Genomic DNA, 15,100 nt, shown 5'->3' on the forward strand with positions numbered 1-15,100 from the left:
TGGCGACCGCCGGATCCGGTGAGTTTCAAGCGCAAGACGACTACCCCATCAGCTCGGTGATCGGATCTTCATTGCTAACCAAGTGAACGGGGCGTCCGTCGGGGGTGTGCATCATTTGGCCAGGATCGATGCCCAGTTTGCGGTAGATCGTTGAAACGAAGTTCTCTGGAGACAAAACTCGCTCGATCGCGGCGTAACCTTGTTTGTCGGTTGCCCCAATCACTTGACCGCCTCGTGTGCCACCGCCCGCAAACAAAACGCTCATGGCGTTGGACCAGTGGTCGCGTCCCCCGCGTTCATTGATCTTAGGCGTGCGTCCAAATTCACCCAGCACAACCACCAGGGTTCGTTCTAGCATGCCTTGTTGTTTCAAATCTGCGATCAACGCTGCCACGGAAGCTTCAAATGGGGGCAGCTTTTTGTCGAGTGCTGAAAAGATCTTTTCGTGATGATCCCAACCACCGTGATAGAGCGTCACAAACGGGACGCCTGCTCCCACAAGACGACGGGCCAGCAACGCTCTTTGACCAAACGAATCGCGGCCGTAGGCATCGCGGACCGAATCGGGTTCTTTGTGGATGTCAAAAGCAGCTTGCGCCTCAGGGCTGCTAATGATCTGCAGACTTTGTTCGTAGAACTGGTCAACCGCCAACGTCGGGTCCCCTGCGGCGGCGTCATTGATACGCAGCATTTGATCGACCTGCGCTCGGATCGCCTGACGCGAATCGTAGCGATCTTCGCTGAGTGATTTGGGGATGGTGACATCGCGAACACGAAAGCTGCTGCTATTGGGGCTGTCGGGAACGACAAACGGTGCGTAGCGGCTGCCAAGGAAATTGGGCCCGCCGCTGCGAGACATGTTTGGAATCGAAAAATACGCAGGAATACCATGCGGCGCTCCGATTTCTTTAGAAACCACGCTGCCCAAGCTGGGATGAAAACTGACAAATGCGCCGCAGCCCACCGGGATTCGTGGCGGCGCGCCAGTCATCATGTAGTGATTGCCTGCGCCATGGTTTCCTTGGTCGTGACGGATCGATCGCACGATTGCCAAATCGTCGGACAAAGCAGCCAGTTTCTTCATCGGCTGCGAAAAATGGATGCCCGGTGTCTGTGTCTGAATCGTCCCGTAAGATCCGCGGATTTCGACCGGAGCTTCTGGTTTGGGGTCGAAGGTTTCGTAGTGGCTTGGGCCTCCGTCCTGCCACACCAGGATGCAGGCATCGGCCTGTCGCGTTGTGGATTGCGACGGTTTGGATTCAGATGCCATGCCACGGCTACGCAGCGCACCTGACAGCCCGCCCGCGACCAATCCGCTCAGTCCCATGCGGATGCAATCGCGACGCGAGACGCCTTCACAATTTCGCCAACTATTAGACATCGAATCAGTTTCCTAGTTTTGAATCGTAAATTCGGGAGCGTTCAGCATGGCCCACATCAAGTCTTCGATCGCGGATCGTCGTTCGTCACCAGCCAGGCGAATCAACTTTGCAGCGTAGTCCTGTTCTCGCTGGTTTGGCCAGCGAGAAAAAATGGACAGATACAATTCGTCGGCAACTTCTTCTGCCGTCAGCTTGCTCTTGGCCAGAGTGTCCGCTCGGCTGCCATCTTTGCGAATGCGATCGTTCAATTCTTGTGAATTCATCAAGTGAAGCGTCTGAGTGACGGACGAATCGGGTAGCCGCTCGCAAGGCGGGTCTTGGTTTTCGTTGGGTCTACCAAACGTATCCAAAAACACCGAATCGATTCGGTGAGTCCAGACTTGGTTCGCTCGTGAACCAGGCGGCATCGCATCCAAATTCTTGTTCGATCCGGTGATGTCAGCAATTGCATCCATCAGGACCTCCGCTCGCAACCTGCCTCGGTAGTGCCGTGAATAGTTCAGTCGGTCACCGGAGTTTGTTTCGTCGGGAGTTGACGAGAGCGAATAAACGTTCGAGAGCGTGATCGTTTTGATCAATTCTTTTTGACGGTACCCGCTGTCTTGAAAGTGTTTCGCCAAAGCGTCCAGTAGTTCAGGGTTTGTCGCCGGGTTGGTGCTTCGCAAATCATCGACGGGATCGACCAATCCTCGCCCCATCAATTGAGCCCAAACTCGATTGACTTGAACTTGGGCAAAAAACTCATTTTCCGGTGACGTCATCCAATCCGCTAACGCCTCGCGGGGATCGGAGTGGTCGTCCAGGTCTGCTTTTCCAAACAACGGGCGTGGAGGTAATACTTCGCCAGTGACGGGATGTTTGACATCGCCCTTGGTGGATGTGAAAACGATTTCTTCGCCGCCAGATATCGGTGGCGACAGGCCTTTGCCCTTGCGCCCGACGCGGCCAAAGAAGGCGGCGAATGAGTAGAAATCTGCTTGGCTGTACTTTTCAAACGGATGATGATGGCACTTGGCGCATTCCAATCGAACACCCAGGAACAGCTGGCTGATCATCGTCGCGACTTCGTCCGGCGTACGTCGGTCGCGGTAAAGCGTGGCCGGCCCGTTTTGCCAAGTGCTCCCCCGGGCGGTAATGATCTGGCGGGCAAATTCATCGTAGGACACATCGTCGCGAAACTGTTTGCGGATCCAAGCGTCGTAGTTCAGCACCGCTTTAATGCCGACCCGGTACGGATTTGGCCGTAGTAAATCCGCCCAATGATTGGCCCAGTGATCCGTGTATTCAGGGCGATCCAGCAGTTGGTCGACGAGCAGTTCGCGTTTGTTTTCCAAGCTCGAATCCAGGAACGCTTCTGCTTCGGCGACCGTGGGGAGCCGACCGATGATATCGGTGTAGACGCGTCGCATAAACGTCGCGTCGGCGGCTGGCTGCGAAGGTTTGACACCTAGCTTTTCTAGTTTGGCATAAATCAGTTTGTCAATGAAATTGGCCTGAGGCAACTTGCTAAAGAACCCTTCGGGCAGCATTTCTGTCTGCGGGATGCTGACCCGCGCAACGCAAATGTGATTCATGTAGCGAGCCATCACAGCGGTTTCGCCTGGGAGCGGCCCAGCGGTCAATCGTCCGCGGTCGTCCACACTGACGATGGCCGCGTCGTTGGACAAGTACGATGTCGACAGCGTCACATCGCGGGAGGTTGAATCGCTGTAATAAGCGGTGACTTTCTGTGCAACACTCTGGTCTGGCTTAAGCGAGTAGATCTCTTTGCTCAGTTCAACGCGTTGAAGCGTTGGTTCGTTGGGAAGTCGCCGCGGTGCTCCTTGAGAAATCCAATTCACCAGTGTTTCGTAGTCAGGCGAATCGATTTCGATTTTGCGGCCGCCACCATGCGGCACCTGAGCCGTGGCTTTTCGCAGCAGAAGACTTGATTCTGGTGATGCGAACGAAAGACGTCGGCTTCGTGCGTTTGTGCCCAAAGCATGAAAATCGTAGTCGGAATCGAATCCCAACAGCGAAAGTTGAAAACCGTTTTGTCCGCGTTGTTTGCCATGGCAAGCGCCCTGGTTGCAACCTCGGGCCGTCATGATTGGCTGGACATCCAACTCAAAACTGATGGGGGCGTAATCGCTGACCTCCCCGACGGATGCAACGTTATCGTTGGCTGGTTGTTCCGCTGCGACGCTGGCTGCGCACAGCAAAACACACAAGCAGGCAATCAGCTGGCATTGTGATGACAAGCTTGGAAGCAACGGTCTGCTTACAGCTAGCGCGCGGGAGGGGGGATAATGTCGCATGGAGAGCCGAAAAACGCAGGTGGGACGTGGCGTTTAGGAGGGGCTATTAGCTTAGCTACTTTTTCCTGCGAACGTGCAACCGAACTCTGGCGATCGTCTGAAGAATCTGGAGCGTTTCGCCCGGACGGAGGTTCGTGGCAGTTTAATCGCTCTAAATAATCGGTTTGACGCCAATTTGCATCCGTTTTTGGTCCTGCTCATTCGTATACGCGGGCCGGTCATCCGTTGGCTCGGGCTCGCTCAAACTTCATCGTTTGTTGACCCCGCAAGCGACATGATGCGTCCGGCCATCGACATCCCGCTTAAAAACGCGCCTTCAACGCGCGGGCCTCCGCACCAATCGCCGCAGGCACCGATCTGCAAATCGCGATCAAATAGGCAGCTGGTTGGTAGCGGATTTTGCGGCAACGCAAAACGCCACAGATGGGCCTGGGCGTGAACGGGCTTTGACGGCGAAAGGCCGACCGCATTCCAAAATTCATTCACCAGCAGTTCTTCGACTTCGGCCGCAGACGCGTTGATGTGTTGTTCCGTCCATTCGGCGGTCGCATGCAACGTCCAGGCACTCTGATCACCGTCGCGACCTGGCTTGGTGTTGTTCAGCGCAATCCAAGACAACGGTGAGTGCTGCACAAATGCCGCGTCGAAATCCAGTGCGGAAGTCGTATCGGTGGCCAGCATGACTGCCCAGCAACCACTCATTTTTGTCGCCTCGGCCTGATCGGCAAGGCAGGGAACGCTGGACAGCAGTTTGGCGGCTTGCCCGGCTGGCACGGCAACCACGGCCGCATCGAATTGGCCCAAGTCATCGCCGCTATCAGATGCCAGCGACCATTGCTTGCCGGATTGTTTGCCGGATCCTTTGGCGGTTTGTTTCAGGCTGGCAACTCGCGTTCGGATGTTGACGTCGATTTCTGCTGCCAGATGTTTGCCGATCGCATTCATGGTTGGTGTCGCTACAAACCGATCCGTTCCCCGTTTTTCCTCTTTCACGTTTCCCTGTTCCAAAACGACGATGCGTCCTTGCCAAGGCTGAACGATTTCGTCTTGCACCCACGAGCGAACGTATCGTTTGAATCGTTCGTCTCTCGCCGTGAAGTACTGGGCGCCGTGATCGAAGCTCAAATTCGCGTTGACTCGCCGGGTGGCCATTCGTCCGCCCATGCCGCCGCTCTTCTCGAACACCGTGACATCGAATCCCTGATCCATCAGCGTGCGAGCGCAAATGAGTCCCGATAATCCCGCTCCGACAACTGCGACCGTCGGCGCCGACTGAGTTTGCCTTGGGTTGATCTTGTTTTGGTACGCACTGGGATCCAGACGACGCGCATGCTGTTGGGGCGAACGAGTTCGGACTGTTCCAAAGACCGGCTGTTCGGGCGAAAACGGACGGTCAAACTGTCCCAGGCACCAGAGGATTCCACCATACGACGCCGGGTCTCGTCCATCCAACGCATAGCGATGGTTCAAGTCGATGATTTGGGCCAACGCTTTCTTTGCGTTCGGCGTCCAGTTCAAGATCGCCTTGCCCCAGGTCATTCGTACGTTGTTATGGAGTTCGCCGTGGATCAACAATGACCGCTGGGCAGCGTCCCACAGCGCATTGCCGGAGCGACCGCGTGCTAATGTTTCCCACGAGAGTAACTCGGGGCGTTCGTCGCTTTCGTGATTCGAGAGCGTCTCGATCGCCCAATCCGGTATCGCAGACATTCGGCCATGGTCCCGTCTGTAAAAGCAAAAGCCGTATGCAAGTTCTCGCCAGATGAGTAATTCATCCAGATACTTTTTGGCCCCGCTGGATTGTTCGGCAGCCGCTTCCCGAGCAATCCGCAGGGGAGAAACCATTCCATAGTGCAAATACGCTGACATCCGGCTAACACCATCGATCAAGGCGTCGTTGCGTTGGCGATCGTACAAAGAGAGTCCGTTGAGTTTGAATGCTTCCCAGCGTTCATAGCCAGACTTGGAACCACCGACGGTCGACGCTACCGGGCCAATCGAGTGGTCGATTTCGCACTCGGCTACTAAGTTAGCGATGTTCGTATTTTGCAGGTCGACCGGATCGAAGCGCAGATCGATTGTTTCCGGCAAATCAAACTGCGGTGCAATCTCCTGCAACGGTTCGGTCTGAATGCGGTCGACGTAGAGTTGCTTGGTCGCGTCGCGGAATTCAAACGCCCGATCGTAGGCTTTGCCGACCAGAGACATTGGCACCACGCAGGCGCAATCGACGGCGATCACCGGGCAGTCTACTTCGCGGCAAAGCAAACGTGTCCAACGCCGCAATGGTTCGGTCGGCATGTCTTCGGTCACGACCATGGACGCGCGCTGTGCGAGCGATTTCAAATGGGGGCCGCGGTTTCCCGGGCTTTCGACGTGCAACGCGTACGCAATCTTTCTCTCGGCCAATTGTTGCTGCACATCGCGAGCACCTTGCAGCAGAAAGCTGTGATGGCGATCTGAAGCAAAAGGATATCGCTCGGACACGCCTTGATAGACCAGTACAGGCAACTGCCATTCATTGGCTGCGTGGATTGCCACCGAGAGCGCCTGGTTGTCGCAACTGCGCACAGCGGTTCGCATCCAGTACAAAACGAATTCGCCGATGGCAGACGTTTCATTTTCGGGTGACGATCCACTGTGAACCTCGCGAACTCGTTCGGCAAGTCTCGCAGGAAGAGACGGTAGTACATTCTTGAGGGGCGGCATATTCAGCTTGGTTGCCTGGGAAAGTGACTGGAATAAGTGATGCCTAAACCGAAACGATCGATCGGCGGTCGAATGCGAACGGGCACGGATCGCAGGGGATAGGCATGTCTCTATCATTGAGTCAGGTGGCGTGCCCTCACCTTCGATAATGCAGTCCAGAAACACTGACGGATTTGGCGTGAATTTACTGATTTTTCCCAACCAACTTTTCGCGGATCATCCTGGTCTGCAGCTCAATCCGTCGGCAGTGATATTGCTGGAAGATTCATTGTTCTTTGGTGACAAGCGTTATCCGATGCAATTTCACAAGCAAAAGCTCTGGTTGCATCGTGCGACGATGAAAAGATATGAATCTAGTCTGAACGATCGCGGATTTGACACGGCCTACATCGACTACGACGCGCGGAAGCCTGCCTTGAAGCATCGGTTAGCGGAGACGCTTGCGGATTTAGGGAAACGCGGCGAGAAACTGTGCGTTGTGAATCCGACCGATTTTATTCTTGAAAAACGCCTTCTCGCGAGCTGTGAAGAGCACGGAGTTGAGTGTGAATATCTGCCTCATCCAGGTTTCTTGAATACACCGGAGCAGAATCAGCAATATCGAGCTGGCAAGAAACGCTGGTTCATGGCCGATTTTTATAAGTGGCAACGCAAGCGGCTTGACGTGCTGATGGACGACGGCGAACCCTTGGGCGGGCAATGGAGTTTTGACGAAGACAATCGCAAGAAGGTGCCCAAGAAAATGCTTGCAGCGATTCCCGAGAACCTGAGCTTAAAACGAGATGCGATTGATTTGGAAGCGGCAGAGTATGTGGGGCGTTGTTTTGCCGATAACCCTGGCCGGATCGAACAGCTGCATTACCCCAGTTCGCATGCTTCGGCTGAAAAGTGGCTTCATCACTTCTTGGCGGAGAGGTTCGATCGATTCGGTGATTTCGAGGATGCGATCGTCGAAGGAGAGTCGTGGTTGTGGCACAGTGTTTTGACGCCGGCATTGAATATCGGGCTACTGACGCCGGATCAGGTGGTCGACACCGCCGTACGTTTTGCCAAGCAGCAGAACGTGCCGATTAATTCGCTGGAAGGTTTTGTTCGTCAGATAATTGGGTGGCGCGAATTTATACGTGCAACCTACGAAGACCTTGGCGTCCCAATGCGGACGACGAACCACTGGAAGCATCATCGCGCAATCCCGGATGGTTTTTATGACGGCACGACTGGTGTCGAGCCGATCGATGATGCCATTCGGCGGATTCTGGACACGGGGTATTGTCATCACATCGAACGACTCATGGTCTTGGGAGGGTTCATGTTCCTTTGCGAGATTGATCCGGATGATATTTACCGGTGGTTTATGGAGCTGTTTGTCGACAGCTACGACTGGGTGATGGTGCCCAATGTTTATGCCATGAGCCAGCATGCCGACGGGGGCGCGATCACAACAAAACCCTATTTTTCTGGATCATCGTATGTGCGGAAAATGAGCCATTACAAGAGAGGTCCCTGGTGTGATGTTTGGGATGGTTTGTATTGGCGTTGGATTTGGAATCATGCGGATGAATTGGCAAAGAATCCGCGCTGGGCCATGATGTGCAGCATGGCTAGGAAGATGGACGAACAGAAACGTGAAAAACATCTAGCCAATGCCGAGGCCTTCTTGTCGAAGATGGACTCTGCATGAACACCGTTGGTCTCTGATCGTGAAATGGAATGTTTCACGAGACAACTTGCGGCGCAAGGGTAAATTTCGATACGTATGAAATCGGTCTGCTCTGCACAAACGGTACTTGTTCTGTCCGGTAAATGGTGTTGATAAGAATTTTCGCTCTGGCACGATGCTCTACATGATGCGTTACTTTCTCTCGATTCTCAGTCTGCTCGCCTGTGCTTTTTGCGCTGCGCAAGAATCACTGCCAGGGCTGATCGAATTCTCGCCAGGTTCGCTTGTGCAGAGTGTCGATGAATCCTGCGATCGAGTTAGCGACGAAATTGAACTTTCGCGATTCAAGAAACAGGCTTTGCAGAGTGTTTCCGTTTCGGGTGGGTTTCTCGGTGACGTCGGTGATGGGCTGCTCAGTAGCAGCAATCTGGAGTTGTCGGTCGGCACTGGCATTCCGCTAGGAAGTTTTGACAACATTGTTGGCGTGACTCCCGGATTCCGAATCGATTGGATCGATGCGGATGCGGGAATCGATGTGCCGGACGAACTTTATCAGTTCGAGATTCAGTTTTTCTATCGGCGCCCCATCAGCAAACGATTGTCTGCCATGGCGATTGTTTCCCCTTCGATTCGCAGCGACCTGACGACTAGTGACAACGCGTTCCGTGTGTTTGCACTCGGGCTGTTGAATTGGGAATGCATCCCTGGTCGCCTAACCCTCTCCGGTGGTGTTGTCTACCTGGGGCGTGCTGATTTGCCGGTGGTGCCAGCCATTGGCGTGTTGTGGAAACCGGACCCCGATACCAAAGTCGATTTGCGGTTTCCGGTTGCGACCATTTCACGCCGGATCGCCAAAGACATCGGTCGTAGCGAGGTTTGGACGTACTTGGCAGGCGGTCTGGGCGGAAACACGTGGGCAGTTACGCGAGCAAACTCTCGCGCGGATGAACTCTCTTTGCGAGACTTTCGATTGACAGCCGGTATCGAAAAGGTTGTCGATGGCGGTGGAGGCTGGTTTGCAGAAACTGGCTACGCTTTTGGTCGACGAATCGAATTCGAACGGGACGACACGGAACTAAAACTTGACGATGCGGTGGTACTGCAAGCGGGATGGCGATACTGAATCTCGTATCGCTGCGATTTTATCGGCGTGCCATCGGCTGCGTTTGCGATGAGCACGCGTTTGGGGCGGTCCCAGGTCAGCCGTGTTGCGTCATCGATGAACCTTTGGTCAGCCATGTGAAACTCCTGGAGGATACTGCGATGCAAACGCTTGCAGCCGCAGAACAAAGTTTGACTGCCGGTGTTGTATCGCAATGCTACGGCTACGTGCACCACTTGAATGACCTCGACAAAGCGGCGGGCCAAACGCCAGTGTGAACATGCTACTTTCAGGCTGTCCGTCACCTTGTCAGTTGATTCGCTGGTGACTTGGGCAGGACGTTCTTGATAAAGCTGAATTGAACCACGCAGCGACTGTTTTAAGTTCTCTTGCAAGCATCTGATTTAAAATGAATCTGAACTACAAAGAACCGAGCAAAATGCAATCCTATTCACCGGCCTTGGACGGAGGTACTCTTCGAGATGACGAAGGATTTACACCGACACAAGTCCCGGTCAGCAAGCGTGGTTTTTTAACTGTCATCCGCAGTCGCGCCGACATAGGTGTCCACTCGTTTTTGCAAGGAATAACAATCATTGGCCGCAGCCCGGCGTGCAGTTTCACACTTCATGATCACAAAGTTTCGGGACGTCACGCGGCAATTACGCCAACTACCAGTGGCGAATTTGTGTTAGAGGATTTGGGTTCGACCAATGGTACGAAGGTTGGTGGATTCGCGGTCGTTGGTCCGCAATCGCTCAGCGATGGTGAGAAGATCATCATGGGCGAAACCGTCATTCGCTTTTCGCTAGCCGACGAGTTTGACGTCGACTTTCACAGCGAGGTTGCCACATTGGTTGGAACTGATCCGCTGACCGGTCTGCCGTCGAAGCGTCGGTTCGATGAATCGCTTGACTTCGCGATTCAAAACGCAACGCGTAACAAGATGCCCCTGACGGTTCTGATGATGGACATGGATGGCGTAAAGCAAATCAACGACACGCACGGACACCTTTACGGGGCACACGTCATCGGCGAGACCGGAAAATCAATCTCGACCGTGCTGGGACGGTATGGTGAAGCCTGTCGATTTGGCGGCGATGAATTCAGTGCTTTTTTGCCCGGATATGACCTCGCTTCCGCCTGCACCATAGCTGAAAACATTCGTGAATCAGTGCAGACAGCAGGGTTTCAGAAAGACGGCATCGCCTTGCGCCCGACGATCAGCATTGGCGTTGCCAGCGTCGACTTCGCAAGCCAGAACAGCGAAACTGCCAGTCTTCTTTCCTTGATCACTAAAGCAGATGAAGCGTTGTATCGTGCTAAGGCGGCCGGCAAAAACTGTGTGGCCAGATAACGCGTGCGGCCGAGCAACTGTTACTTCCTGAATCGCGATGTTACTGCTCTTGGTCTTGCGAAAGGATCAGTGCAGCGTACGCGCCAAGATTTGTTTCGGCGGAATATGGCATACCGTCGTAGCCGTGATCCTCACTGACTAGAACACCGACGGGATGTCCGTCGAATGCTTCGCTGTAGCCATCAAAGTCAGTGTTTAATCGAAGTTTCCAAGTGCCGGGCGTTGGCAAGCCGATTCGATAGCGATCGAACGAACGATTTCCGAAGTTCGCGACGACAAGTGTGTCGTCGCCGGGACCTCCGTCTCTGGAGCGTTGAAACGCAATCACTTTGTCCTCGTGATTGACATGGAAAACGTGCAGGCCTTGTCCCGTCAACCCAGACGTGGTGCCGGCGCGATTCAGTCGATGAGCAACCAAATCACTAAACACTTTCTTGATGCCTGCGTACTCCCTGCTGTTTTTCCAGTCCAGTTCTTCGGTGTCTTGAAACCACCCGTCTTGAAGCAGTTCTTGCCCCTGAAACAGCATTGGGATTCCCGGTGCAGTCATCACCAACGCAGCACCTAGCACGGCGCGTTTCTGCGCAAAGCGATCGTCCCCGTTTTCCGAATCGATTTCGGTCGGCACACGTGATTTTCCGTTCGCGACTTCATCGTGAGATTCGGTGTAGATCACACGCTGAAAAGCGTCCATGTTGTAATTGTGATGCAATGCGTCACAGACCTTTTGCATGTCGCGATCCGCATCGTCGGCTACGGTCAAAACATCGCGTATCGGATGCACGAAACCGGCATCCCACTGAGTCGAAAAATCAGCTCCGCCTTCGATGCTGGATTTTGTGAGATACGGATTGTTCTGCAAGTCTTCTGCGACCGTTAGAGCGTCTGGCTTAAATTCATGCACATCACGGTTGACCCACTGAGTCAGTCCCCAGCCTTCGGGAATCTCAGTCGCTCCATCGACACTTCGGATGTACAGCGTCATGTCGTATCGTAAACCATCAACGTGGTAATCTTTCAACCACATCATCGCATTGTCGCGAATGTAGGTTCGTACTTCGCCGCGGCCATAGTCCGGACGCGTGTCTCCCCACGGTGTGCTGGAACGATGATCGTTGTAGAAGTAGATGCCACCCTTGTTGTTTTCCGACCAACCATCGAATTGCCATAAGTCCAAATCCGATGGTCCAAAATGGTTATACACGACGTCCAGAATGATCGCAAAACCGTTCGTGTGCGCTTCGCGGACAAAACGTTTGAACCCTTCTGCACCACCGTACGCTGACTCGATCGCAAAGGGGTGTGCCGGGTTGTATCCCCACGAAACATCGCCGGCAAATTCAGCGACCGGCATGATTTGCAGGGCGTTGACGCCTAGTTCACGAAGGTGATCAAACTTTTTTTGGTAGTCATCGAACGTTCCCACGGTGTCGTCATCGCTACGATTGAACGTTCCGATGTGAGTTTCGTAGATGACGATCTCGTTCCAGGCAGGCATCGCAAATGAGTCATCCTGCCAATCGAAGTCTGGGTCGTGAATGATGCCCTCGCCAACGGAGTTTGTCACTTCGCGGACACGAGGGTCGATGTGATCAAAGGCGCTGTCGCCATTGGTGAGATGAAACTTGTAGCGTTGGCCTGGTGTCGCGTCGCTTACGTCGACGTACCAGTTGCCACCATCCTCTCTCTCCAGCGGCGTCACATCTTGTTTCCAGTCGTTGAAATCGCCAACGACGCTCACCGAATCAGCGTTGGGGGCCCACACGCGGAACGCGACGCCGTTTGCATGCGGCAGTGGTCCCATGCCGAGTTGTTTTTTGCTGGAGTGGTTTGATGTTGATTTATCGGAGAGGACAGTGACTGACATCGTTAGACCTTTGTGGTTCGATTCACATCGCGACGTTGCGATCATATATCGAATAGCAACAACCGTGCCGATCCAAGTCCCGACGGAGTAAGAAATCTGCGTCTGTCGCTATCGATCGATGGGGTCGAGTTGCAAAGCAATTTCGCGAGACTCGAAGACGACATTGCGAGCGAGTGGAAGCTGATGAGAACGACTTTCCAGAAAGTGCATCAGATACCCTGCGGTGTTAGGAAAGACGACTAAATCACCGCGTTGGATTCCGTTTGGGAAATGCAACCGACGCAACGACAGCAGTTCGGATTCGGTGCAGTACGCCCCGACCAGAAATCCCGTCATCGCGGCTTTGGGATCGTTGTCCTTCGAAACCAGGATGGGATCAACCAAAAAGTCGTCGCTGGAAGTTCGGCATTGGGTTCGATTCATCGACAATCCGATTAGCCAGTCTCCTTCGGCGTTTTGTTTGCGGAACTCGACTTGGGCCACTGTCATACCGCAACCGTCCATCAAGCTACGACCTGGTTCGCAGCGAAGTTGCAGACCTCGCGAGCTTAACGCTTCAGCGACTGTATTGCCTGCATCACAACTGGCGTCCAGGATGCTTGCAAACCATGGTGCGCGAGAGGGTTCTTGAAAGTACGGGTAACTGTTGGGGCTGCCATGGACTTCGCCATTCACGGTGGTCAGTCCGAGCGAATGGTTGCGATAGGTGATCGGATCGCGTTTCCCCAAGATCGCCTGCCGCAACTCAGCCCAGAACTCGTTCCACTGCTGCGCGTCGTCCAAATAGGACATCGGAAATCCACCGCCCATATCGAGAAACGATGGCTGATGGCCATTTGCACGCAACCGGTCCAACCAAGCTATCGAATCGCGGATTGCGGTGATCCGCTGGGAAGCGTCGTATCCGTCAAGATGAAAGTGCACCCCTTCAACCTTGACTAGAAGATCGCCAAGTTGAATCGCCAGATCAGCGTCTCGGTCTACATCAAACCCGAATCGCGTAACTAATTTTTGACCTTCATGGAGAAATCCACCCAGGCGAATTGCGATCGATGCGGTTTTGCCGGCCGCGATGGCACGTTCGCAGATTACCTGCAGTTCGTCGTGATTGTCGACAACGACCAAAACGTTTTCGCGGATACATCGATCGATCAATGCCGCCGATTTGACTGCGGCAGTACAGATCACGCGTTCGGCTGGCATCCCGATTTCGAGCGATTGAATCACTTCGTTTTCGCTCGCAGTATCGACACCGATTCCACGATCGAACGCTTGCTGTATGAAAGAAAGACACTTGTTCGATTTCCGGGCAAAGAAGATCTGTAGATCCAAGCTGCGAGCCGAAGCAACTTCCATCAACTCGTCAATGTTTCGTGCCATCGGCCCGGTGGAAACAACATTCAGCGGCGAGCCATGCGTTTCCACCAATTGATGCAGTGCGCCGTCGTCTAGTAAATCACGCATCCACTGCTCGAGTCTAGCTGTGAGCTTTGATTCGGCAAAGCAGTTGGAGTGATTGATTGCCTGGTCTGTGGCTGTCGTGATCATGATTTTTCAGTGTATCGTTTGGGAACGTGGCTCATCACTTTTCGCTGCGTGGTAGTGGACGACATCTGAATCGGCGTGCCAAGCACAAGGGAGCCATCAGTGGTCGGCGTCCCCTCCTGTGAAAGATGGCATGGGGCAAGCGAACGCAGACGCTCCGCAAGTCTTTGGCTAGTAACTACGTTTTGCGATCGCGCCGATCTGCCATCGTGCATACTTTTGAGCGACCAACTGCTTCGCTTGCAAGCTGTTTTGGGCGTTGACCAAGACGGTTCTGCCGTAGCCATACTGATACGGCGATCGAATCTGAACTTCCCAGATGTCCGATACTCCCGAGGCTGCCGACAGAAGGCTCAGCTCCATCATCTGCATCTGGCGTTGGCGTGCGGATCGCTTTTGCTGCCGAAGACGATCTCGGCCCTGCAGCGCCAATCGCTCGCGGTTTGCCGTTTCGTAACGATCTTGCTCACTGACATCTTCCTCCTGCGAAGCTTTCCAACGCTTGAAACCAGGTGCGATCTCAGCGGCCTCATCGGTCGTCAGTAGGCTGAGCGGGATCGTAATCGTTCCCCAGGTCTTCAGGTCGATCTGAACTCCTTCGACAGAGTACTCATACGGGCCAGCCCCGATCGCGACGAGATGTCTTTCGAGGTCATCAACGTCTTCGATTCGTTTCTTGTCGATCGCTTGAACCACGTTCGGAAGGATTTTCCGGTATGCAGCAGGAAGATTATCCAGACGTCGATTGTTCACCCAAATGTCCCCTCGCTCGCGTTTGACGATCAAGTCCTGGCTACCGAATCCCATCAAACGCCCAGCTACCACGTCGCCATCGCCAAGTTTCCACTCGGAATCGATCTTACGCACGGAAGATGATTTTTGCTTTGCATCGAACTGGTCTACAAACTTCTGATCAACGCTGGAGAGTTGCTCGCGGCGAAGAGCAATTAGATCGCCACTTTTATTTTCTAGCACGATCAGGTCGGTGTCGGTGCTGATCAGCTTTCCCTCCACTCCAAATTGACCGCTTGCATCTGACCATCTGCGGCTTTCGTTTGCCTGGGCACTTGCTGTCGATACGGGTGAGATAAACAGAATCAACAGGACCGCGAGGAGATAGGGAGAGAATCGCATGGAGATGCCTTGACCGAGATTGTGCGAGAAAGAAGTTGAGGTCCCAT

9 protein-coding genes are annotated in these 15,100 nt (G+C 53.9%); 3 read left to right on the plus strand and 6 right to left on the minus strand.

Annotation, left to right across the window (positions count from 1 at the left end; all coding sequences use genetic code 11):
• Positions 1 to 40 precede the first annotated feature (40 nt).
• From K239x_RS05770 to K239x_RS05780, 3 genes are all read right to left on the minus strand, one after another.
• Positions 41 to 1,381 carry a DUF1501 domain-containing protein gene (locus K239x_RS05770; RefSeq protein WP_145416817.1) on the minus strand — a complete coding sequence of 447 codons (1,341 nt, stop codon included), beginning with the start codon at positions 1,379 to 1,381 and terminating at the stop codon, positions 41 to 43.
• Between the two features lie 12 nt (positions 1,382 to 1,393).
• Positions 1,394 to 3,622 carry a DUF1549 and DUF1553 domain-containing protein gene (locus K239x_RS05775; protein WP_419189721.1) on the minus strand — a complete coding sequence of 743 codons (2,229 nt, stop codon included), beginning with the start codon at positions 3,620 to 3,622 and terminating at the stop codon, positions 1,394 to 1,396.
• A 297-nt stretch (positions 3,623 to 3,919) separates the two neighbouring features.
• Positions 3,920 to 6,388 (minus strand): FAD-dependent oxidoreductase, encoded by a 2,469-nt coding sequence (locus tag K239x_RS05780; RefSeq protein WP_419189722.1) that lies wholly within the window; start codon positions 6,386 to 6,388, stop codon positions 3,920 to 3,922.
• Between the two features lie 178 nt (positions 6,389 to 6,566).
• On the opposite strand from K239x_RS05780, the gene K239x_RS05785 reads away from it, so the two are divergent.
• The 3 genes from K239x_RS05785 to K239x_RS05795 all read left to right on the plus strand — a co-directional run bounded on the left by K239x_RS05785 (position 6,567) and on the right by K239x_RS05795 (position 10,507).
• The gene (locus K239x_RS05785) at positions 6,567 to 8,069 is read left to right on the plus strand and encodes a cryptochrome/photolyase family protein (protein ID WP_419189723.1); all 1,503 of its coding nucleotides are present in this window, start codon (positions 6,567 to 6,569) and stop codon (positions 8,067 to 8,069) included.
• Positions 8,070 to 8,232: 163 nt separating this feature from the next.
• Positions 8,233 to 9,171 carry a DUF6268 family outer membrane beta-barrel protein gene (locus tag K239x_RS05790; protein ID WP_145416825.1) on the plus strand — a complete coding sequence of 313 codons (939 nt, stop codon included), beginning with the start codon at positions 8,233 to 8,235 and terminating at the stop codon, positions 9,169 to 9,171.
• A gap of 388 nt (positions 9,172 to 9,559) precedes the next feature.
• Complete coding sequence (locus tag K239x_RS05795) at positions 9,560 to 10,507, plus strand: GGDEF domain-containing protein (protein WP_145416827.1); 948 nt, start codon at positions 9,560 to 9,562, stop codon at positions 10,505 to 10,507.
• A 40-nt stretch (positions 10,508 to 10,547) separates the two neighbouring features.
• Here the strand turns inward: K239x_RS05795 and K239x_RS05800 are convergent, their stop codons facing one another.
• The 3 genes from K239x_RS05800 to K239x_RS05810 all read right to left on the minus strand — a co-directional run bounded on the left by K239x_RS05800 (position 10,548) and on the right by K239x_RS05810 (position 15,053).
• Positions 10,548 to 12,374 carry an alpha-amylase family glycosyl hydrolase gene (locus K239x_RS05800; protein ID WP_145416829.1) on the minus strand — a complete coding sequence of 609 codons (1,827 nt, stop codon included), beginning with the start codon at positions 12,372 to 12,374 and terminating at the stop codon, positions 10,548 to 10,550.
• A gap of 108 nt (positions 12,375 to 12,482) precedes the next feature.
• Positions 12,483 to 13,838 (minus strand): Y4yA family PLP-dependent enzyme, encoded by a 1,356-nt coding sequence (locus K239x_RS05805; RefSeq protein ID WP_145416831.1) that lies wholly within the window; start codon positions 13,836 to 13,838, stop codon positions 12,483 to 12,485.
• Between the two features lie 252 nt (positions 13,839 to 14,090).
• Complete coding sequence (locus tag K239x_RS05810) at positions 14,091 to 15,053, minus strand: SHD1 domain-containing protein (RefSeq protein WP_145416833.1); 963 nt, start codon at positions 15,051 to 15,053, stop codon at positions 14,091 to 14,093.
• Between the last annotated feature and the right edge of the window lie 47 nt (positions 15,054 to 15,100).

The sequence above is a fragment of the Stieleria marina genome (genome assembly GCA_007741555.1).
Taxonomy (GTDB): domain Bacteria; phylum Planctomycetota; class Planctomycetia; order Pirellulales; family Pirellulaceae; genus K23-9.

Coding starts and splice junctions, on each gene's coding strand:
- K239x_RS05770 (WP_145416817.1), bottom strand. CDS start 1,381: ATGTCTAATAGTTGGCGAAATTGTGAAGGCGTCTCGCGTCGCGATTGC.
- K239x_RS05780 (WP_419189722.1), bottom strand. CDS start 6,388: ATGCCGCCCCTCAAGAATGTACTACCGTCTCTTCCTGCGAGACTTGCC.
- K239x_RS05790 (WP_145416825.1), top strand. CDS start 8,233: ATGATGCGTTACTTTCTCTCGATTCTCAGTCTGCTCGCCTGTGCTTTT.
- K239x_RS05795 (WP_145416827.1), top strand. CDS start 9,560: ATGAATCTGAACTACAAAGAACCGAGCAAAATGCAATCCTATTCACCG.
- K239x_RS05800 (WP_145416829.1), bottom strand. CDS start 12,374: ATGTCAGTCACTGTCCTCTCCGATAAATCAACATCAAACCACTCCAGC.
- K239x_RS05805 (WP_145416831.1), bottom strand. CDS start 13,838: ATGCGTGATTTACTAGACGACGGCGCACTGCATCAATTGGTGGAAACG.
- K239x_RS05810 (WP_145416833.1), bottom strand. CDS start 15,053: ATGCGATTCTCTCCCTATCTCCTCGCGGTCCTGTTGATTCTGTTTATC.